The following is a 20,930-nucleotide window of genomic DNA, read 5'->3' as shown; positions in this document are numbered from 1 at the left end:
ATGACGAAGAACCCCTCGACGTTGTACCGCGCCGGTGTGTTGCATTGTCCGGCTGATCCGTCCGCGACGGCGCTGCTGGTGCGGGATGGGCGGATTGCCTGGTTGGGTGCGGACGCGGATGCGCCGGTGGCTGACCGGGTGGTGGATCTGGCTGGTGCGTTGGTGACGCCGGCGTTCGTGGACGCGCATGTGCATGTCAGTGACACCGGGTTGGCGTTGTCGGGGCTGGACCTGTCCGGGGTGCGGTCGGCCGGGGAGTTGTTGGACGCGGTGTCGGTGTTCGCGGCGGGGTTGCCGGTGGACGCGGTGGTGTTGGGGCACGGGTGGGACGAGTCGACGTGGCCGGTGCCGCGGCCGCCGGTGGCGGCGGAGTTGGCTCGGGCGGCCGGTGGGCGGCGGGTGTATCTGTCGCAGGCGTCGATTCATTCGGCGTTGGTGTCGTCGGCGTTGTTGGCGGCGTGTCCGGAGGTGGTGGATGCGCCGGGGTACGACGGGTCGGGGTGGTTGCGGCGGGACGCGCACCATGTGGTGCGGGCGGTGGCGCGTGGTTCGGTGTCGCGGGCGCAGCGGGTGGCGGCGCAGCGGGTGGCGTTGGCGCATGCGGCGTCGTTGGGTATCGCCGCGGTGCACGAGTGTGGTGGGCCGGAGATCTCCGACGAGGTGGACTTCACCGGGCTGTTGTCGATCTCCGGTGCCGGGTTGCCGGAGGTGTACGGGTACTGGGGTGAGTTGGGTGGTGCGGCCCGGGCCCGGGAGTTGGGTGCGGTGGGGGCCGGTGGTGATCTGTTCGCGGACGGGGCGTTGGGGTCGCGTACGGCGCATGTGTCGGCTCCGTACGTCGATGGTGACGGGTGTGGTCACGGGTATCTGAGTGTCGAGCAGGTGCGTGATCATCTGTTGGACTGTGCGGCGCACGGGATGCAGGGCGGGTTCCACGCGATCGGTGACGCGGCGATCTCGACGGTGTTGGCGGGGTTCGCGGCGGCGGCGCAGCGGTTGGGTACGGATCGGGTGCGGGCGGCGCGGCATCGGGTGGAGCACGCGGAGATCATGGATCGGCGGTTGATCGCCGGGTTCGTGGAGTTCGGGGTGGTGGCGTCGATGCAGCCGGCGTTCGACCGGTTGTGGGGTGGCGCGGGTCGGATGTATGAGGCGCGGTTGGGGTTGGCGCGGTCGTTGGCGTCGAATCCGATGGGGGCGATGCACGCGGTGGGGGTGGCGTTGGCGTTCGGTTCCGATTCGCCGGTGACGCCGTTGGATCCGTGGGGTTCGGTGCGGGCGGCGGCGGCGCATCACAACCCGGTGCAGCGGATGAGTGAGCGGGCGGCGTTCGCGGCGCATACCCGGGGTGGTTGGCGGGCGGTGCACCTGGACAGCGAGGGGGTGTTGGCGTTGGGTGCGCCGGCGACGTTCGCGGTGTGGTCGACGCCGGTGGGGGTGGAGCGTGGTTTGCCGGTGTTGCAGGCCGAGGATCCGGAGTTGCGGGGTGCGGCGGATCCGACGCCGTTGCCGGTGTGCCGGGCCACGGTGCTGCGTGGTGATGTGATCTTCGAGGAGGGGTAGGTCGTGGGCGAGGCGTCGACGCTGTGGTGGGCTGGTCCGTGGTGACGGGGAAGCTTGACCTGGATCCGGTGTTGGTGGCGCGGGCGCGGGAGTTGGCGCGGCGGGCTGGTCGGCCGGTGGTGGAGTTGGCGCGTAGCCATACGACGGTGTCGGTGGAGCGGGCGGTGTTGCGGCTGGCCGGGGTGGCTGGTGCTGATCCGGATGGCATTCCGTGGGTGAACCGGTTGGTCGACGCGGTGGTGGCGGATGTCGGGTTGGGCCACGGGGTGGCGGTGCCGGTGTTCGACGCGCTGGTCCGGGAGGGTGTCTCGGACGTCACGTTGTTGGCGCAGAAGGCGGCGGCGGGTTCGGTGCGGTTCGTGGTGCCGTCGGGGCGGGCGGCGACGGTGGCGCGGCGGGCGGCGCGGCGGGCGGTGGGCGTGGGGGTGCGGCAGATCGACCGGCGGCGTGCGGAGCGGGACCGGTTGGTGCGGCGGTACGGGGATCCGGCGCGGCGGCCGTGGATCTATCTGATCGTGGCGACGGGGGATATCTACGAGGACATTCCGCAGGCGCAGGCGGCGGCGCGGGCCGGTGCGGATGTGATCGCGGTGATCCGGTCGACGGGGCAGTCGTTGTTGGACTATGTGCCGGAGGGGGCGACTCGGGAGGGGTTCGCGGGTACGTACGCGACGCAGGAGAACTTTCGGTTGATGCGGGCGGCGTTGGACTCCTCGTCGAAGGAGTTGGGCCGTTATGTGCGGTTGACGAACTACGCCTCGGGTCTGTGTATGCCGGAGATGGCGACCCTGGCGGGTCTTGAGCGGCTGGACATGATGCTCAACGATTCGATGTACGGGATTCTGTTCCGGGACATCAATCCGGTGCGTACGTTCGTGGACCAGCGGTTCTCGCGGCAGGTGCACGCGCGGGCGGGGATCATCATCAACACCGGTGAGGACAACTATCTGACCACCGCGGATGCGGTGGACGAGGCGCACACGGTGACGGTGTCGCAGTTGCTGAACGAGTACTTCGCGCATGAGGCGGGGTTGGCGGACTGGCAGTTGGGGTTGGGGCACGCGTTCGAGATCAGTCCGGATGTGCCGGAGTCGTTGCGGTTGGAGTTGGCGCACGCGTTGTTGGCGCGGGAGTTGTTTCCGGATGCGCCGTTGAAGTGGATGCCGCCGACGAAGCACATGACCGGTGACGTGTTCCGGGGCAATCTGCTCGACGGGTTCTTCAATCTGGTCGGTGCGATGACCGGGCAGGGGATTCTGCTGGTGGGGATGATGACCGAGGCGGTGGTGACGCCGTGGTTGTCGGATCGGGACATCGCTTTGCAGAACGTGCGGTACGTGTTGGGTGCGGCGGGTGGGTTGCACGAGGACTTCGTGCCGGCGCCGGGTGGGTTCATCCAGCAGCGGGCGAATGGGGTGCTCGGTGCGGCGGTGGAGTTGTTGGAGCGCATCGGTGAGCAGTCGTTGTTGTCGGCGATCGCCGAGGGCACGTTCGGGATCATGAAGCGGCCTGCGGATCGGGGTAAGGGCCTGGACGGGGTGGCGCGGCACGAGGGCGACTACTACAACCCGGCGACGGAGATCCTGGAAGGGGTCGGCCGGTGAGCGCGCCGGAGAAGAAGGTCGTGCGGCCGTACGGGGACACGACGGGTGACGGCATGGTGCAGATGTCGTTCACGTTGCCGGTGCCGCATGACAAGCGTGCCGAGGGTGCGGCGGTCCAGTTGGCGAACAAGATGGGCATGGATCCGGCGATGCTGGTGCACGCGAAGCAGATGGGTGACGGGTTCACCTTCTTCGTGGTGTACGGGCGGGTGAACCATCTGGTGGACCTGGCGGCGGTGCAGGTGGTGGAGCGGGACTTTCCGCTGCTGGGTGCCAAGGAGGTCAACGCGGTGGTGAAGCAGCGGTTGCGGCGCAAGTTGTCGGTGGTGGGGGCGTGTATCGGCACGGACGCGCACACGGTGGGCATCGACGCGATCCTCAACGTCAAGGGCATCGCGGGGGAGAAGGGCCTGGAGTACTACCGGGAGTTGAAGGTCACCAATCTGGGGGCGCAGGTGAGTGTGCCGGAGTTGGTGGAGGCGGCTCGGGTGGAGCGGGCCGATGCGGTGTTGGTGTCGCAGGTGGTGACGCAGCGGGATGCGCATCTGCACAACACGCGGGAGATGTCGGCGGCGTTCCGGGAGGCGATGCCGGCGGGGAGGCGGCCGCTGCTGATCGTGGGTGGGCCGCGGTTCGACGAGACGATGACCGCCGAGTTGGGGGTGGATCGGATCTTCGGTCGGGGTACCACGCCGGGTGAGGTGGCCAGTTACCTGGTCCATGCGTTGATCATGAACAAGAGGGCGAAGTGATGACTGATTCCCGGGTCGGGTTGACCGTGACGCATCGGCGGTACGTGCCGTACTCGCATGCCCACTACGCGGGCGACCTGGTCGACGGGGCGTACGCGTTGGGGTTGTTCGGTGACGTGGCCACCGAGGTGTGCATTCGTACCGATGGTGACGAGGGTTTGTTCGCCTCGTACTCGGATGTGCAGTTCCGGGCGCCGATGCGGGCCGGGGACGTGCTGGAGGTGGTGGCGACGGTGACGCGGGTGGGTACCCGTAGCCGCACCATCGACTTCGAGGCGCGGGTGGTGTGCCGGGGGCGGCCGGATCGGGGCGAGTCGGCGGCCGAGGTGTTGGCCGAGCCGGTGGTGGCGGTGACGGCGACCGGCACGGTGGTCGTACCGCCGGTGGCGTGAGCGTCGCGGTCTGCGCCGACGTCGGTTCGACGTACACGAAGGTCGCGGTGGTCGACCTCGACGGCGGTGGGCTGGTCGCGGCGGCGGCGGTGCCGACCACGGTCGGCACCGATGTGTTGCACGGGTTGGACGCGGCGGTGGCGGCGGTGGTGTCCGGGCCGGGGGTGGTCGACGTGCCGTGGTACGTGTGCTCGTCGGCCGGGGGTGGGTTGCGGCTGGCGGTGGTCGGCTACGAGCCGTTGGTGACGGCGCAGGCGGGTCGGCGGGTGGGGTTGTCGGCGGGGGCGGACGTGGTGCATGTGGCCGCGGGTCGGCTCGGTCGGGTCGGGTTGTCGGCGTTGCGGGCGGCCCGCCCGGACGTGGTGTTGCTGGTGGGGGGTACCGACGGTGGTGACGCCGAGACGTTGACGCACAACGCGACCCGGTTGGCGCGGGCCCGCTGGCGGGTGCCGGTGGTGTTGGCCGGCAACGTCGAGGTACGGGCCGAACTGCACGCGCTGCTGGTGGGTGCGGGGGTGCCGGTGACGGTGGCGGACAACGTGTTGCCCCGCATCGGGGTGTTGGCGCCGTTGTCGGCGCGGGCGGCGATCCGGCAGGTGTTCCTGCGTCATGTGATCGGCGGTAAGGGGTTGTCGCGGGGTGGCCGGTTCGCCCGGCTGGTGCGGGCGGCGACGCCGGACGCGGTGCTGACCGGGGTGGAAGCGCTGGCCGAGGTGGCCGGTGGGGATCTGGTGGTGGTCGACGTGGGTGGGGCCACCACCGACGTGTACTCGGTGCTGACGCCGGACGAGCGGGCCGACGGGCCGGGCCGGGAGGTGGCCGGTGCGTTGTGGCGGGCCCGGACCGTCGAGGGTGACCTGGGGATGCGGTGGAGTGCGCCGGGGGTGGTGCGGGCGGCGGCCGAGGAGCGGCTGGTCGGGCCGGCGGAGGTGGACGGGTTGACGGCCGCGGCGGCGCTGCGGGCCGCGGATCCGGGGTTTCTGCCGGCGGATGCGGCGGGGCGGGCGGTGGACGCGCGGATCGCGGCGTTGGCGGCGACGGTGGCGTTGCGGCGGCATGCCCGTGGGGTGGGTACCGGAGAGCGGGCCGGGCGGGATCTGCGGGATGTGCGGCTGCTGGTCGGTTCGGGTGGGGTGTTGCGCCACGCCCGGGACAACGACGCGGTGGGGGTGCTGGACGCGGTGTTGACCGATCATGCCGGTGGGTGGGCGTTGCCGCGGGCTGCCCGGCCGGTGGTGGACGCCGAGTACGTGCTGGCCGCGGCGGGTCTGCTGGCGGCCGAGCATCCCGGGGCGGCGCGGGCGCTGTTGCGTACGCTGCTGCGCTGACGCGCGCGGTGATCCGGGTGCGACACGCCGAGGTGGTACGACGACTCGTCGGGGGTGGGTTGACAAGGCCGGGGGTGGGCCACGTACCGTCTTTGAGTCCTACCACGGGAAGCGGCTGTTGTTCGCTTCGTCCCTTCGTCCGCTGGCCGAGCGACATGGTGCACGTCGTCGCGGCGGCCAGGTCCAGCGGGCGGGGGTCGGCGGGGCGGCGCGAACCGGCCGCGGTAACCGGTGTACGGGCAGGGTGAGGTGTACGGCCAGTAGACAACGGCCCGACGGGGACAGCCAGTCGCCGTCCGGTCGGTCCGAAGGTCGTGGCGCCCCATTCTCGCCGCACCGGCCGGGAGGGGCCTGGGAGCATCGGGGCGCGGCATCCGCCGCGCCCCGATTTCGCTTGTGGTGGTCCCCGAGCTGGGCCTGCCGGCGGTGGCGTTCGGGTCACCGGGTGGAGGTCAGCTGGCGGCGGGGCGGGCCCGTACGTGCAGGCGTTCGCCCTGCGGGCCGAACAGGTGGAGGACCTCGGTGGGTTCCGGGCCGGGGTTGGTGACGCAGTGCGGCACCCGGGTGTCGAACTCGGCGACCTCTCCCGGTTCGAGGATCAGGTCGTGTTCGCCCAGGTGCAGGCGTAGCCGGCCGGAGAGCACGTACAGCCACTCGTAGCCCTCGTGGGACTTTGGTCGCGGGTCGGGTGGGGTGTGCGGGGGCAGGATCTGTTTGAACGCCTGTAGCCCGCCGGGTCGGCGGGTCAGTGGCAGGAAGGTCATGCCGTGGCGCACGATCGGGCGGGTCCGTACCCGGGGGTCGCCGACAGCGGGTGCGCCGACCAGTTCGTCCAGCGGCACCTGGTGGGCGCGGGCCAGCGGCAGTAGCAGTTCCAGGGTGGGGCGGCGGTGGCCGGATTCCAGCCGGGACAGGGTGCTCACCGAGATGCCGGTGGCGTGGGCGAGTTCGCTGAGGGTGGTGCCGCGCTGTTTGCGCAGGGCCCGTAGTCGGGGGCCCACCGCCGCCAGCACCGCCCCCTCGTCGTTTGCCATAACAGCAAGAATACTTGCCGTCCTGTGCTGGTCGGGGCAGCGTGTGGCGGGACGAACCGACAAGGGGGCACGGGATGGACGACGAGTACGACGTGGTGGTGGTCGGCGGCGGTGCCGCCGGGTTGGCGGGGGCCGCGACGCTGGCCCGGGCCCGCCGCTCGGTGCTGGTGGTCGATGCCGGTGAGCCGCGCAACGCCCCCGCCGACGGGGTGCACAACTACCTCGGGCGGGAGGGCATCCCGCCGGCGGAACTGCTGGCCGTCGGGCGGGGTGAGGTGACCGGCTACGGCGGGCGGATCGTCACCGGCCGGGTCGACGCCGTCGCGGGCGCACCGGACGGTTTCCTGGTCACCGTCGACGGGCGGCCGACCGTGCGGGCCCGGCGGCTGCTGGTCACCACGGGACTTGTCGACGAACTGCCCGAGGTGCCCGGGTTGACCCAGCGGTGGGGTCGGGACGTGCTGCACTGCCCGTACTGCCATGGGCGGGAGGTGGCCGACCGGCGGATCGGGGTGCTGGCCACCGGGCCGCTGGCGGTTCACCAGGCGCAGCTGTGGCGGCAGTGGAGCCCGCACGTGCTGCTCCTGCTGCACGACGGGCCGGCACCCGACGCCGAGCAGGCCGAGCGGCTCGCCGCCCGCGCGGTGACGGTGGTGCCCGGCCCGGTGGCCGAGGTGGAGGTGGTCGACGACCGGCTCACCGGGGTGCGGCTGGCCTCCGGTGAACGGGTGGAGTTGGACGCGCTGGTGGTGGCCCCACGCGTGACGGCCCGGTCGACGTTGCTGGAGTCGTTGGGGTTGCCGCCGGTCGAGGCACAGCTGGGCGGTCATCCGGTCGGCTGGCAGGTGCCGGCCGACCCGACCGGCGCCACGGCGGTGCCGGGGGTGTGGGTGGCCGGCAACGTCACCGACGTGGCCGCGCAGGTGATCGGGGCCGCCGCGGCCGGTGTGACGGCCGGTGCGGCGATCAACGCGGATCTGATGGCGGAGGAGACCCGCGAGGCGGTGGCCGCCTACCGGCGGCAGCAGAAGACGATGTTCACCGAGGCGGCGTGGGAGCACCGCTACCAGTCCCGGCCGGCGGTGTGGAGCGGGCAGGCCAATCCGCAGTTGGTCGCCGAGGTCGACGGCCTGCCGCCGGGGCGGGCCCTGGACGTGGGCAGTGGTGAGGGCGCCGACGCGGTGTGGTTGGCCGGGCGGGGCTGGCGGGTCACCGGGGTGGACATCTCCGCCACCGCGCTGCGGCGGGCCGCGGAACACGCCCGGGCCGCCGGTGCGCAGGTCGCCGAGCTGATCGAGTGGACCCACGCGGACCTGCTGCGGTGGTCGCCGGCGCCGGCCGCGTACGACCTGGTGTCGGCGCAGTTCCTGCACCTGCCGACGCAGCCGCGGCGGGAGGTGTTCGCCCGGTTGGCCGCGGCGGTGGCCCCCGGTGGGCGGCTGCTGATCGTCGGGCATCACCCGTGGGACCTGCGCACCACGGCCCGCCGGATGCACTTCCCGGAGATGATGTTCACCGCCGAGCAGGTGGCCGAGGAGTTGCCCGCCGGGCGGTTCGAGGTGCTGGTGGCGCAGGCCCGGCCGCGGCCGGGCCTGGATCCACAGGGCCGCGAGGTGGTGATCCACGACGCGGTGCTGGTGGCCCGCCGCCGGTGAACCCGCCACGCCCGGCAGCCGCCGAGTCGGCCCCGGCGGCCGGTGGCGCGCACGGCGGTGACGGCCAGGTAGCCTTCGGCGCGTGATCGCCCCCGACTCGCCCGCACCGACCGTGGACCCCGCCGCCGCGCCGACCGCGCCCGGGCGTCCCGAACCCGCCCCACGGCCGCTGCGGCTGCCGGTGGCCGTGCCGATAGCGGTCGCCGCCGGGCTGGCGCTGCTGCTGGCGTTCCCACCGTACGGGTGGTGGCCGCTGGCGCCGGTGGGGGTGGCGCTACTGGCCGCCGCCACCCACCGGCGGCGGCTGCGGGCCGGCGCCGGGCTGGGTTTCCTGACCGGGGTGGCCCTGTTCGCGCCCTTGTTGGCGTGGACGAACCTGCACACCGGCTACCTGCCGTGGCTGCTGCTGTTCCTGTTGCAGGCCGGCTACCTGGCGCTGTTGGGCACCGCCACGGCGTGGGTGTCGCCGCTGGCCGACCGGATCCCGGCGCTGTGGCCGCCGCTGACCGGGGTGCTGTGGGTGGGGCAGGAGGCGCTGCGCGACCGCACCCCGTTCGGTGGGTTCCCGTGGGGGCGGCTGGCGTTCGCGCAGGACGAGTCGCCGCTGCTGCGGTTGGCCGCGCTCGGCGGCGCGCCGCTGGTGACCTTCGCGGTGGCGTTGACCGGTGGGCTGCTCGTGGCCGGTGTCTGGTGGCTGGCCCAGGCCCGGCGGGGCAGCGGCGACCGGTGGTGGGCGCCGGCCGCCGGTGCCGGTGCGGTCGTGGTGCTGCTGCTCACCGGTGGCCTGCTGGTGCCGTTGGCGGCGCCCGCCGGCGGGCAGCACGTCACGGTGGCGATCGTGCAGGGCAACGTGCCGCGGCTCGGGCTGGACTTCAACGCCCAACGGCAGGCGGTGCTCGACAACCACGTCAACGCCACCATCGAACTCGCCGGTGAGGTCGCCGCCGGGGCCCGGCCCCGACCGGACCTGGTGGTGTGGCCGGAGAACGCCAGCGACATCGACCCGCTGCGTAACCCGGCCGCCGGTGCCCGGATCTCCGCCGCCGCCGACGCCGTCGGGGTGCCGATCCTGGTCGGCGCGGTGCTGTCCGGTCCCGAGCAGGGGCAGGTGCGCAACGCGGGGCTGCTGTGGCGTCCGGGTAGCGGCCCGGACCTGGAGCAGCTGTACATCAAGCGGCATCCGGTGCCGTTCGCCGAGTACGTGCCGCTGCGGAACATCGCCCGGATGGTGAGCAAGCAGGTCGACCGGGTCCGCGCCGACTTCGTCGCCGGCACCGAGCCGGGGGTGGTGCGTACCCCGGCGGTGGTGCTCGGTGACGTGATCTGCTTCGAGGTCGCCTACGACGGGCTGGTCCGCGACACCGTGATCGGTGGGGCGCAGCTGCTGGTGGTGCAGACCAACAACGCCACCTTCGACGTGGCGGAGGCCCGCCAGCAGTTGGCCATGGTGCGGCTGCGGGCGGTGGAGCACGGCCGGCCGGCGTTGATGGCCTCCACGGTCGGCGTGTCCGGGTTCGTCTCCCCCGACGGGCGGGTAAGCGATGCGACCGGGTTCAACACCCGCGCGGTGGTGGTACGGCAGCTGCCGCTGACGCAGGGGCGCACGCTGGCCACCCGGGTCGGTGTGTTGCCGGAGGTGCTGCTGGCCGCCCTGGCGGTGGCGGCACTGGCCGGTGCGGCGGTGCTGCGCCGCCGTACGGGTGCCCGGCCCGGCTAGATCCACGCGCCGGCACGAGGGGGGGCAGCGGTGGTGCAGAGGACCGACATCCGTCCGACGGTGACCGGGGTGCCCGGGGTGGGCCGGGTACTGGTGGTCATCCCGACGTACAACGAGGCCGACAACGTGGCGGCGATCGTCGGCCGGGTCCGTGCGGCCGCACCCCAGGTCGAGGTGCTCGTCGCCGACGACAACAGCCCCGATGGCACCGGTGCCATCGCCGAGGACCTGGCCCGCGCCGACCGGCGGGTGCACGTGCTGCACCGGGAGGGCAAGCAGGGGCTCGGTGCGGCGTACCTGGCCGGGTTCGGGTGGGCCCGGCGGCGGGGTTTCGACGCGGTGGTGGAGATGGACGCCGACGGCTCGCACGCCCCGGAGGACCTGCCGGCGTTGCTGGCCGCCGCCGCGCACGCCGACGTGGTGATCGGTTCGCGGTGGACGCGGGGCGCGCGGGTGGTCAACTGGCCGCTGCGGCGGCTGCTGCTGTCGCGGTGCGGCAACCTGTACGCGCGGCTGGCGCTGGGCATGCCGGTGGCCGACGCCACCGGCGGCTACCGGGTCTACCGGTCGACCGTGCTGGACGCCCTGGATCTGGATTCGGTGTGCTCGCAGGGCTACTCGTTCCAGGTGGAGTTGTCCCGCCTGGCGCACCGGGCCGGTGCCCGGATCGTGGAGGTGCCGATCACCTTCGCCGAACGGGAACGCGGGGACAGCAAGATGAGCCCGCTGATCGTGGCCGAGGCGTTGTGGCGGATCACCGGCTGGGCGGTGCGGGACCGTCGGGGTGCGATGCGGCGGGGTTGGCGGGCGGCCACGGCCGGGCAGGCACGGTGGCCCTGAGCCGGGTCGTGTCATGCTTGGAGGTACGACGGCTGGCCCGCCGGGCGGGCCGTAGGACGACACGCCGTGAGGCGGATGGGGTGATATGCGCCGGGCACTGAGGTTCGTACCGTTGGCCCTGCTGGTTTCCGTGGCCGCGGAGCTGGCCGTGTTCGTGCTGGTGGGCCGGGTGATCGGCTTCGGCGCGGCGACACTGTTGGTGTTCGCGGCCTCGCTGCTGGGGATGGTGCTGCTGCGGCGGGAGGGGATCCGCGCCTGGCGTGGGTTCCGCGACGCGGCGCAGTCCGGTCGCCCGCCGGGTCGTCAGGTGACCGACGGTCTGGTGGGTCTGCTCGGTGCGCTGCTGCTGGCGACGCCGGGTCTGGTCAGTGGCCTGGTGGGTGTGGTGCTGCTGGTGCCGCCGGTGCGTACTCTGGCCAGTACCGGGATGCAACGGGCCAGTGAGCGCCGGATGTCGTCGATGGCCGCCAGTGACCTGTTCGGGCCGCGTCGGGTGCGGGTGTACCGGGGTGCGCCGCAGCAGCCGACGGGTGAGGCCCCGCGGCCGGAACCGGCGAGCCCGCCGCCTGCGGCCGACGCCGGCCGGGCCATCGAGGGTGAGATCGTCGAACCACGCTGACCGGCCCACGAACGACGACGGCGCCCCCGGAAGTCATCTTCCGGGGGCGCCGTCGTCGTTCGGTCAGGCGCGACCGCGGCGGGTCCGAACCTCCTGCAGCCGCTCGGCGAGGATGTCCTCCAGCTCGGCGATCGACCGCCGCTCCAGGAGCATGTCCCAGTGGGTACGCGGCGGCTTGGCCTTCTTCTGCTCCGGCTCGCTGCCGTCGACCAGCCGGGCGACGCTGCCGTCGAACTTGCACTCCCAGGTGGTCGGCACCTCGGCGTCGACGGCGAACGGCACCTCGAACTGGTGGCCCTTGGCGCACAGGTACTCGCGGGTCTGCCGGGGCGCGAGCTCCGTGTTGCGGTCGGATTCGTAGCTGACCGCGCCCAGTCGGCTACCGCGCAGCATACGCTCGCCCATGATCGACTTCCCCTCTTCGGTGGTGCTGGTCCTGTCGGTGCAACGGTCCGCCCCGGCCGGGGCATTCCCGCGGCCACGTCGCGCCGGCCCGCTGCCGCGGGATACGCAGACAAGGGTAGCTGGCCATGGTGTACGCCCGGCGGGCTCGTCCCGGCCGGGTCGTCGCGGCGGACCGTCACCGCCAGCGGACCATGGTAACCGGCCGCCGCCGGGTGCGGGCCGTTCGGGCCGCGCCACGCCGGGGGCGGGTGGCCCTGGTCAGCGGCCCGGCGTGAGCCGCGCCAGGGCGGTGGCCAGGTCACCGACCTGGCCGGCGAGTTGCGCGACCCGCTGCCGGGCCTCGTCGCGATCGGACTCGGCGGCGTGCAGCCGGGCCGTCAACTGCGCGGCCTGCGCCTGCGCGGCGGTCACCTCGACGCGCAGCTCGCGCACCTCGGCGGTCACCGCCGCCAGGTCGTCGGCCCGCTCACGGGCCACCGTCCGCGCCTGGTCCCGTTCGGCGGCGGCGTGCGCGCGGGCCGCCTCGGCCTGTTCGGCCCGTACCCGCGCCGCCTCGGCCTGCGTGGCGGCCCGCTCGGCGTCGGCCCGGACCTGCTCGTTGTCCCCCCGCAGCCGCGCCACCTCGGCCTGCGACCGGGCCAGCTCCGAGCCACACCGTGCCAGCTCGGTCTGTAGCTGTTCGACCCGGCCGGCGGCGTCGGCGGCGACCTGCTCGGCGCGGCGGGCCTCGACGCGGGCGGTGTCCCGTTCGGCGCCCAGCTCGGCGGCGCGGCGACGTTCGGCGTCCAGGTCGGCCCGCACCGTGGCCAACTGCGCGCGGGCGGCGTCCCGGTCGGACTCGGCCTGCGCGTGCAGTGCCTGCGCGGCGGCCGTGGCCCGCGAAGCCTCGTCCCGGGCCGCGGCCGCGGCCGCGGCGCGCTCGTCGGCGGCGGTCGCCTGCTGCCCGGCCCGGTCCGCGTCGGCGCGGGCGGCGTCGCGTTCGGCGACCGCGACCTGCGCCTGCCGGCGGTCCCGTTCGGCCCGCGCGGCGGCGTCCTCGGCCGCGCGCAGCGCCTCGTCGCGTTCGGTCTGCGCCGCGGCGACCGCGCCGGCCGTCTCCGCTCGGACCTCGGCCAGTTGCCGTTCCACCCCGGCCGGCGACAACTCGGCGTGCAGCGCCTCGGTCAGCGTGGTCACGATCTGGTCGAGCCGGTCCACCGCCTCCCAGGTGCGGGCCACCTGGCCGGGTAGGCCGGGCGCGTTGCGGTGCCGCATCCGGCTGTTGCGGGAGGCGCGCTGGCAGGCGCCGTCGTTGTCCCGGCAGTACCGGAACGGGCGGCCCGCGCCGGCACGTTGCGGCACGTCGCGTCCGCAGTGGGCGCAGGGGCGGATGTCGGTGGCGGGCTGCAGGTCCATCGCAGCGGAAGTCTAGTGCGCCCATCCGGGCGGCCCGTTCGCGGTGAACTCCACCGTCGTCGGCGCACCGGCGGGCAGGTCCACGATGGTCGCGCCGAACGGGGCGGTGACCCGCAGCCGCTGCGGCACCGGCGAGCACAGCCGGGCCCATACCGCACCCGGGCGCCAGGTCAACTCGGTGACGGTCACCCGCCCCGGGCAGGTGACGCCGCGCAGCGTGCCGGTGGGCAGCCCGGGCAGTGGTGCCGGCAGCAGCCGTAACCGGCCCGGTCGGCCCTGCACCAGGGACTCGACCAGCACCGCCGGCAGGGTGTGCGCGGCGTCGGCGTTGTAGGTGACCCGTCCCGGGTTGTGGGCGCTCATCAGGGACCGGAAGAACATGTCCCGGCCAACGATCTTGAGTAGGTTCGCCGCGACCAGCGGCCCGTCGCGCAGCCGGGCGGCGGCCAACGCCCGGTGCAGGCTGCCGTGGGCCGACAGGTCCTCGTCGCCGCGGCGGCACAACGCCCGGTGCGCGGCGGCCGCCAGCCGCGGGGTGTCGTCCGGGTTGATCTCGTCGAGGGGCCAGACCGGGTACAGGTGGCTGACGTGCCGGTGCCCGTCGTCGCCGCGGTAGCCGGGCCAGGCCCACTCGGCCAACGCCCCCGCCTCGTCCAGGCGGTACGCCGGCAGCCGGGCCAGCAACTCGATCCACCGGTGCTGGCCGGTCACCGCGGCGGCGACGGTGAAGGCGTGCCGGGCCGCGGCGATGTCCATGGTGGCGTTCACCGCCGCCGGTACCGCCACCCCGTCGGCGTCCAGCGGACCGGTCTCCGCCGAGTACGACGGGACGAACACCAGCGTGCCGTCGTCGGCGGTGACGGTCAGGAAGTCGGCGAAGAACTCGGCCACCTCCACCAGCCAACCGGCCACCTCACCCAACGGCTCCCCGGTCACCAGGTGCCGCTCGTAGAGGGGGAACAGCAGCCAGTGGGCGCCGGGCAGCCACGCGGTGAACGGCCAGTCGGGATGCCGGTGGAACAGGTGCCCGTGCTCGCCGTCGGTGCGGCTGGGTGCCAGCAGACCCCGCGTCCCGAAGATCGCGCGGGCGTTGCGCCGCCAGTCGTCGACCTGGGCGCCGACCAGCCGGGCGTGGGCGTCGGTGACCTCCGGCAGGGCGGTGAGGTTCGCGGCGGCCAGTTGCAGGTTCAGGTTCGCGTCCGTGGTGAAGTCACCCGCCCAGGCGGCGTCCCACGAACCCAGCCACAGGCCGGTCAACCGGGGCGGCAGCACCCCGCTGGCACTGAGCAGCAGGTACCGGCCGGCGTGGAACAGCCGTTCCAGCAGGGCCCGGTCCAGCAGGTGCGGTGCGGCCGCCTGCCGGGCCAGCAGCGCACCGACCGGCAGGTCCCGCTGCGCCGCCGGCACGTCCAGGTCCAGGCTGACCCGCCGGTAGGCGGCACGGTGCCGGGTCAGGTGCCGGGCCCGCAACGCGCAGTAGCGGGCGTCGCGGTGTGCCACCAGCCGGCGCGTCAACTCCCCGGTACGCCAGGCAGCCGCCGGCCGGTCCAGCACGGTCAACGCCAGCGCCGGACCGCGTACCCGGACCCGGTCCCCGTCGGCCTCGACGTCGCCGCGCAGCAGGGTCAACCCCTCGAAGCCGTACCCGCCGTCGGCCCGCGGGTAGCGGCCCCGTACCCGCAGGAACACCAGCCCGTCGCGCTCGTGGGCGGACACCGCGTAACGCACCTGCTCGGGCCGGCCGGGCAGGTCACCGGTCGCGCCGAGGACACAGTCGCCCAGGTCCAGGTGGGTGACGACCAGCCGGTCGGCGCGGGAGACGAACGAGCGGCGGGCACCACCGGCCCACTGCGCGACCACCTCGCCGGTGTCGAAGTCGGTGTAGCGGCGGTAGTCCCGGGGCGGCGACCCACGGTCGGTGTCGACGGTGAGGGCGAACCCCGGATGGAACGACTGGGTCCACCGCAGCGGCCCGTCACCGGCGAGCAGCCGGCCCGCCTCGGCCCGCCGGCCGGTGAGGATCAGCTCCCGGATCTGGGGCAGCAGCGCGGCCAGCTGCGGTGGGCGGGCGTCGCGGGTGCCGTTGGGCAGGACGAACCGGTGGTGGTTGACCACGATGCGTTCGGCGTACGGGTGGCCGTACACCATGATCCCGTACTCGCCGTTGCCGGACAGGAACGCGTCCTGCCAGCACGCGGCCGGCTGGTCGTCCCAGATCCGGTGCGGTGGCCCGGTCACCCGCACACCGCCGGGCCGTCGACGGCCACCGGCTGCCGGGCGGGGGCGGTGGCCGTGCTCTCGCGGACGGTCAACTGCGGCGCCAGCAGGGTGACCTCCGGCACCGGTTCGTCGTGCAGTTTGCGCATCACCAGCGACACCGCCTGCCGGCCGATCTCCTCGGCGGGCACCGGCACGCAGGTCAGCCGGGGATTGGCGTGTTCGGCAAACTGGTCCGGGCAGACCGCCACCACCGACACGTCCTGCGGCACCCGGCGGCCCAGGGCGGCGAGGGTGGCCTGCACCGGCCCGACCGCCGCCTCGTTCTGCACGATCAGGCCCGAGACGTCGGGGTGCCGGGCGAACAGTCCGACCACCCGGTGCTGCACGTCGGCGGCGTTCTCCGCGCACGGCAGCGCCACCGCGTCGACGCCGTGCCGGGCCGCCGCCGCCAACACTCCGGCGCGGGTGCGGTGCGCGAAGCCGGTGCCCCGGTCGTAGACGGCGGCCGGGGCGCCGAGCAGGGCGATCCGGCGGTGTCCGAGCCCGGCCAGGTGCTCCACGCAGAGCTGACCGGCCCGGTGGAAGTCCAGGTCCACACAGGTCAACGCGCGGGTGTCGGCGGGTACGCCGATGAGTACGCTGGGCCGCCCCAGCTCGCGCAGCAGCGGCACCCGGACGTCGTCCAACTCCACGTCCATCACCAGCACCCCGTCGACCAGGGCACCGGCGGCGATGCGGTGCAGCCCCTCCGGTCCCTCGTCGGAGGTGAGCAGCAGCACGTCGTGGTCGTGACGGCGGGCGGAGGTCACCACGGCGGTGGCGAACTGCATCACCACCGGCACCTGGATCCCCGAACGCAGCGGCAGCACCAGCGCGATCACGTTGGCTCGTCGGCTGGCCAACGCCCGGGCACCGGCGTTGGGGTGGTAGCCGAGCAGCCGGATGCTGGCCAGTACCCGGCTGCGGGTCAGCTCCGAGATGGCCCGTTTGCCGCTGAGCACGTACGACACGGTGCTGACCGCCACCCCGGCGTGCCGGGCCACGTCGGAGATGGTGGGCTGGCCGGACGGTACCCGCCCGCCGCGCCCGCTCACCGGGCGCCGCTCGCGCTGGACAACCGAGCCGGCCGGCTGGCCGGTTCGGCGCGTACCGCCACCGCGCCGACCAGCCGCACGTCGGTCGCGGACCGCCCGACCAGCAGGGTGTGGGTGGCGTCCTCCACCACCGGTTCGCCCCGGTCGGCGTCCCACCAGCCCAGTTCGGCGGTGTGCAGGCGCAGCATGACGGTCCGCCGTTCGCCGGGGGCGAGGGTGACCCGGGCGAAGTCCCGCAGCTGCCGCAGGGGCTGCTTGACCCGGGAGCGGCGCTGCCGGGTGTAGAGCTGCACCACCTCCGTACCGGGACGTGTCCCGGTGTTGGTGACCTCCACCCGCACCTCGACCTGCTCGCCGGCGGTTGCGGTGGTGGCGCTGCACCGCAGGTCGGTGTAGTCGAAGTCGGTGTAGGACAGCCCGTGGCCGAAGGGGTACAGCGGATCACCCCGGTAGTACAGGTAGGTGGCGTCGGCGCCGATCACGTCGTAGTCGAGCAGGTCGGGCAGTTCGGCGGCGTCGGCGTACCAGGTCTGGGTGAGTCGGCCGCCCGGCTCGGCGTCGCCGAACAGCACGTCGGCCAAGGCCCGGCCGTGTTCCTGCCCGCCGTGGCAGGACCACAGCACCGCCGGCAGGTGCGCCTGCGCCCACCCGATCGCGTACGGGTAGCTGCTGGTCAGCACCAGCACGGTACGCGGGTTGGCGGCGTACACGGCACGTAGCATCGCCTCCTGCCCGGCCGGCAGGGCCAGGTCGACCCGGTCCTCGGTCTCCCGGCCGTTGACCATGGGGTGGTTACCCAACGCCACCACCGCCACGTCGGCGTCGGCGGCCAACGCGGCGGCCTCGGCGGCACCGTCGGCGACCAGTTCGACGTCGAAGGCGGTGGCGGCCTCGGTCGTGTCCGCGTCGGCCCGCAGCCGCCCGGCCCCGTCGACGGCGACGTACCGGCCGGTGGCCAGGTGCCGCAGCAGCACCGTGCCGTCGCGCCACGGGACGAACCGGAACGTCTCCCGGACCACCCAGCCGCCCGGCCCGCTGCGGTCGTTGACCAGCAGCCCGTCGTCGTCGGTGCCGACGTGCCGGCCGTTGTCGACGGCCCGCAGCGCCACCGCGTCACCACCCCAGTCGAACACGTCGAAGCAGGTGGCGTCGGCGGCGACGGTCAACGGCCCGCCGTCGGCGTCCGCCGGGCCGCGCACGTACCCGTCGGCCACCCGCAACACGATCCGGTCGATACCCGGATGGGTGGTGACCTGCTCGCCCCGCCCGGCCAGGGCGTCGCGCAGGGTCACCGCGTACGGCAGGGTGCCGCTGTACCAGTCCTCGTACACGGTGTCGGCGAGTGGGCCGAGCACGGCGATGCGGAGTTGCCCGGTCAGTGGCAGCAGCCCGTCGTTGCGCAGCAGCACCACGCCCTGCCGGGCCGCCTGGCGGGCCAGGTCACGATGCGCCGGGCAGTCGAGGACCTCGGCGGTGGTGACGTACGGGTCGGTGTCGGCGGGGTCCAGGTCACCCAGGCGCAGTCGGACGGTGAGGATGCGGCGTACCGCCCGGTCCACGTCGGCGACGCCGATCAGCCCCCGGTCCAGTGCCTCGGTGATCCGCTCGCGGGTGGGCGTGCCGTCGGTGTCGTCCTCGGTGAAGCTGTCGATGCCGGCGCGCAGCGCCGCGGCGAACCCGCTGACCTGGTCGGGCAACTGGCCCTGGACGCCGGCGAGGTTGGTCACCGCGCCCGCGTCGCCGACGACGAGTACCTCGCCGGGTGCCCACCGGCGCAACTCGTCGGCGATCAGCGGGCTCAGGTGTGCGGGTACCCCGTTGACCAGGTTGTAGGAGGCCATCGCGGCGACCGCCGCACCGGCGGCGATGGGGGCGCGGAACGCCGGTAGTTCGTACTCGTGCAGCACCCGGGGCGGCAGGTCGCTGGAGGTGGTGGCCCGGTCGGTCTCGTTGTTGTAGCCGAGGAAGTGCTTGACCGTGGGGGCGGTACGCAGCCGGTCCGGATGGTCGCCGCGCAGCCCCTCGGCGTACGCGGTGGCGAGCCGGCCGGTCAGCCCGGGGTCCTCGGACCAGCCCTCCTCGTTGCGTCCCCAACGCGGATCCCGCAGCGGGTTGACCACCGGCGCCCACACGTTGAGCCCGACCCGCTGCGGGTCGGCCTGGTGCTTGGCGCGTACCTCGGTGCCCACGGCGGTGCCGACGGCGCGGACCAGCTCGGGATTCCAGCTGCTGGCCAGGCCGATGACCTGCGGGAAGACGGTGGCCGGGCCGAGCCAGGCGACCCCGTGCAGGGCCTCGGTGCCGGTCCGGAAGCCGGGTAGGTCGAGCCGGGGTACCGGGGCCTGCCACTGGTGCAGCAGGCCGATCTTCTCCGGCAGGGTGAGCCGGGCGAGCAGATCGTCGACGCGGTGGTGAACGGAGGGCAGGGTGTGGTCGCTCATGGTGGTTCGCCTTCCAGTGCCCGGCGCGCCGAAGGTCGAAGCGCTTCGACGACGGATGGCCGAGCGGCATCGCGGGTCAGGGTGAGATGACGGCCGTCGGCCCGGACGCTGGCGAAGCGCTTCGACGATCCGTGGAAAGCAAGCCGCCCCGGGTGCCCGAACGGGACGGCTCGCTTCGAGGTTGGCACCCCCGCCGAGTCCGGTCAAGACTCGGGTACCGGCGGGTGGGTCAGCGGGTGGGTGGCCGGCCTGCCTCGACGGTGGCCAGTGCGGCGGTGGCACCGCCGAGTGCCGCCGCGGTGTCCAGGGTGGAGGCGGCCAGTTGGCAGCCGCCGGCACCCGGGGCGTGGGCGCGTGCGGCCAACGTGGAGCGGGCTGCCGGCAACAGCCAGGGCGCGAGGGTGCCCAGGTGGTCGCCGAGCAGCACGACCTCCGGGTTGAGCAGGTCGACCAGGACGGCGACACCCTGGCCGAGGTGGCGGCCGATCTCGGTCAGCCCGGCGCGTACCGCGGGGTCGTCGCGCCGGGCCAGGGTCACGATCCGGGCCAGCTCCGGCAGGTAGTCGGTGACCGGACCGTCGGCCTCGGCGTCGGGCAGCAGCCGCCGCACCACCGCGGGCAGCCCGACCAGTGCGCTCAGGCAGCCGCGCGTGCCGCAGTCACAGGCCGGCCCGGACGGGTCGAGGCAGAGGTGGCCGATCTGGCCGGCGAAGCCGCGCCCGCCGCGCAGCAACCGGCCGTCGGCGATGACGCCGGCCCCGATGGTGGTGCCGCCGGTCAGGTGCACCAGGTCGGCGCCGTCGGCGTAGCCGCCGTGCCGCTGCTCGGCCAGGGCGGCGAGGTTGGCGACGGTGTCCACGCCCACGGCGAAGTCCGGTTCCCGCAGTGCGGCGCGCAGCTCGGCGGCGAGGGAGACGTCGCGCCAGCCCAGGGCGGTGGCCAACGGCACCGCCCCGGTGGGGTCGACCAACCCGGGCACCCCGACGGTGAGGCCGAGCACGGTACGGCCCTGCGCGCCGACCCGGCCGATCGCCCGGCGGGCCAGCGCCGCGAGCGCGCGCAGGGTCTCGGCGGGGGAGACCGTGCCGGCGGTGAAGGCGCGTCGCCAGGTCAGTAGCCGGTTGCCGGCAAGGTCGATGGCGACGGCCACCAGTTCGTCGGCGCCGATCTGCAGGCCCAGGGCGGCGTACGGCGCACCGTCGAGCATCAGCATCGTCGCCGGCCGGCCGACCCGGTTCTCGGTCAGCCCGGTCTCCCGGATCAGTCGCTGGTCGATCAGCTCGCCGACCAGGCTGGAGACGGTGGCCTTGTTGAGGCCAGTGCGGGCGGCGATGTCCGCGCGGGAGCAGGGGGCGTGTCGGCGTACGTGCCGAAGGACGACCGCCCGGTTGGCGACCCGTACGTCGCCGAGGTCGGTCGGCTGCGGCTCGTTGTGGATGCTGATCACGATCTGCCCGCTCCCTGCGCCGGTGTCGCGGCGCGCGTCCATCTTCGCGTACCGCACCGGCGGGACCGGGTGCCCGCCGGCCTGCCGGCACGTGTCCTGGTGGGACGGATCGTCGCCGATCGGTCTATTCGATTGGAAACCCAACTAATGCTATCCGGCCGGGCGGCGCGTGGCCGCGCCGCCCTCGTCGCGTGCCGCGCCCGGCTCCGTCCAGACCCGGCGCGGCACGCGACGGTCAGCCGCCGGCGGGCGGTGGCCCGCGCGGGTCTGACGGCCACCGCCTCACCGTTGAGCGGTGACCGGTCCTGGTCGGCGGGCGACGCCTACCAGGGGCGAGTACCGGCCGCCCGTCCTCGCGTGCCGACAGTTTCTTTAACTTCCCAACGAACTGTCAATGCGAAGCGGCCACCTCGGAAGTATCGGC

Annotated in this window: 16 protein-coding genes; 9 read left to right on the top strand and 7 right to left on the bottom strand. The window is 73.7% G+C overall.

The annotated features are described in order from the left end of the window. The 5 genes from D2L64_RS16120 to D2L64_RS16100 are packed head-to-tail and all read left to right on the top strand — an operon-like array spanning position 1 to position 5,639. On the top strand, positions 1 to 1,563 hold the full coding sequence (locus D2L64_RS16120) for an amidohydrolase (protein WP_119577354.1): 1,563 nt from the start codon (positions 1 to 3) through the stop codon (positions 1,561 to 1,563). Positions 1,564 to 1,604: 41 nt separating this feature from the next. After that, complete coding sequence (gene kamD, locus D2L64_RS16115) at positions 1,605 to 3,167, top strand: lysine 5,6-aminomutase subunit alpha (RefSeq protein ID WP_119577461.1); 1,563 nt, start codon at positions 1,605 to 1,607, stop codon at positions 3,165 to 3,167. Then, a complete protein-coding gene (gene kamE / locus D2L64_RS16110) occupies positions 3,164 to 3,919 on the top strand; it encodes a lysine 5,6-aminomutase subunit beta (RefSeq protein WP_119577352.1) in 756 nt (251 codons plus the stop codon). Before kamD ends, kamE begins: the two co-directional genes overlap by 4 nt. Beyond that, entirely contained in the window at positions 3,919 to 4,311 is a 393-nt protein-coding gene (gene kal / locus D2L64_RS16105) for a 3-aminobutyryl-CoA ammonia lyase (RefSeq protein WP_119577350.1), read from the top strand. Before kamE ends, kal begins: the two co-directional genes overlap by 1 nt. Beyond that, positions 4,308 to 5,639: a glutamate mutase L gene (locus D2L64_RS16100; protein WP_119577348.1), complete on the top strand. Its 1,332-nt coding sequence runs from the start codon at positions 4,308 to 4,310 to the stop codon at positions 5,637 to 5,639. Before kal ends, D2L64_RS16100 begins: the two co-directional genes overlap by 4 nt. 452 nt (positions 5,640 to 6,091) lie before the next feature. Here D2L64_RS16100 and D2L64_RS16095 read toward each other — a convergent pair whose 3' ends face one another. Continuing rightward, positions 6,092 to 6,673 (bottom strand): helix-turn-helix domain-containing protein, encoded by a 582-nt coding sequence (locus D2L64_RS16095; RefSeq protein WP_119577346.1) that lies wholly within the window; start codon positions 6,671 to 6,673, stop codon positions 6,092 to 6,094. 74 nt (positions 6,674 to 6,747) lie between these two features. Between D2L64_RS16095 and D2L64_RS16090 the strand changes: the two genes are divergently transcribed. From D2L64_RS16090 to D2L64_RS16075, 4 genes are all read left to right on the top strand, one after another. After that, complete coding sequence (locus D2L64_RS16090) at positions 6,748 to 8,328, top strand: FAD-dependent oxidoreductase (RefSeq protein WP_119577344.1); 1,581 nt, start codon at positions 6,748 to 6,750, stop codon at positions 8,326 to 8,328. 82 nt (positions 8,329 to 8,410) lie between these two features. Then, on the top strand, positions 8,411 to 10,045 hold the full coding sequence (lnt, locus tag D2L64_RS16085; protein ID WP_119577342.1) for an apolipoprotein N-acyltransferase: 1,635 nt from the start codon (positions 8,411 to 8,413) through the stop codon (positions 10,043 to 10,045). Between the two features lie 30 nt (positions 10,046 to 10,075). Then, the gene (locus D2L64_RS16080; RefSeq protein WP_407663114.1) at positions 10,076 to 10,885 is read left to right on the top strand and encodes a polyprenol monophosphomannose synthase; all 810 of its coding nucleotides are present in this window, start codon (positions 10,076 to 10,078) and stop codon (positions 10,883 to 10,885) included. Positions 10,886 to 10,970: 85 nt separating this feature from the next. Further along, complete coding sequence (locus D2L64_RS16075) at positions 10,971 to 11,504, top strand: FxsA family protein (RefSeq protein WP_119577340.1); 534 nt, start codon at positions 10,971 to 10,973, stop codon at positions 11,502 to 11,504. A 63-nt stretch (positions 11,505 to 11,567) separates the two neighbouring features. Here the strand turns inward: D2L64_RS16075 and D2L64_RS16070 are convergent, their stop codons facing one another. The 6 genes from D2L64_RS16070 to D2L64_RS16045 form a co-directional block, all read right to left on the bottom strand. After that, positions 11,568 to 11,909 carry an RNA polymerase-binding protein RbpA gene (locus D2L64_RS16070; RefSeq protein WP_046564157.1) on the bottom strand — a complete coding sequence of 114 codons (342 nt, stop codon included), beginning with the start codon at positions 11,907 to 11,909 and terminating at the stop codon, positions 11,568 to 11,570. Between the two features lie 258 nt (positions 11,910 to 12,167). Further along, entirely contained in the window at positions 12,168 to 13,304 is a 1,137-nt protein-coding gene (locus D2L64_RS16065; RefSeq protein ID WP_119577338.1) for a hypothetical protein, read from the bottom strand. Positions 13,305 to 13,316: 12 nt separating this feature from the next. After that, entirely contained in the window at positions 13,317 to 15,542 is a 2,226-nt protein-coding gene (locus tag D2L64_RS16060; protein ID WP_119577457.1) for a glycosyl hydrolase family 95 catalytic domain-containing protein, read from the bottom strand. Further along, entirely contained in the window at positions 15,539 to 16,618 is a 1,080-nt protein-coding gene (locus D2L64_RS16055; protein ID WP_119577336.1) for a LacI family DNA-binding transcriptional regulator, read from the bottom strand. Before D2L64_RS16055 ends, D2L64_RS16060 begins: the two co-directional genes overlap by 4 nt. Beyond that, positions 16,615 to 19,059 carry a glycoside hydrolase family 3 C-terminal domain-containing protein gene (locus D2L64_RS16050; RefSeq protein ID WP_119577334.1) on the bottom strand — a complete coding sequence of 815 codons (2,445 nt, stop codon included), beginning with the start codon at positions 19,057 to 19,059 and terminating at the stop codon, positions 16,615 to 16,617. Before D2L64_RS16050 ends, D2L64_RS16055 begins: the two co-directional genes overlap by 4 nt. A gap of 229 nt (positions 19,060 to 19,288) precedes the next feature. Beyond that, the gene (locus D2L64_RS16045) at positions 19,289 to 20,506 is read right to left on the bottom strand and encodes an ROK family transcriptional regulator (RefSeq protein WP_119577455.1); all 1,218 of its coding nucleotides are present in this window, start codon (positions 20,504 to 20,506) and stop codon (positions 19,289 to 19,291) included. Positions 20,507 to 20,930: the final 424 nt, after the last annotated feature.

The organism is Micromonospora radicis (genome assembly GCF_003583405.1).
Taxonomy (GTDB): domain Bacteria; phylum Actinomycetota; class Actinomycetes; order Mycobacteriales; family Micromonosporaceae; genus Micromonospora; species Micromonospora radicis.
This window is presented reverse-complemented; position numbering and strand designations above follow the sequence as displayed.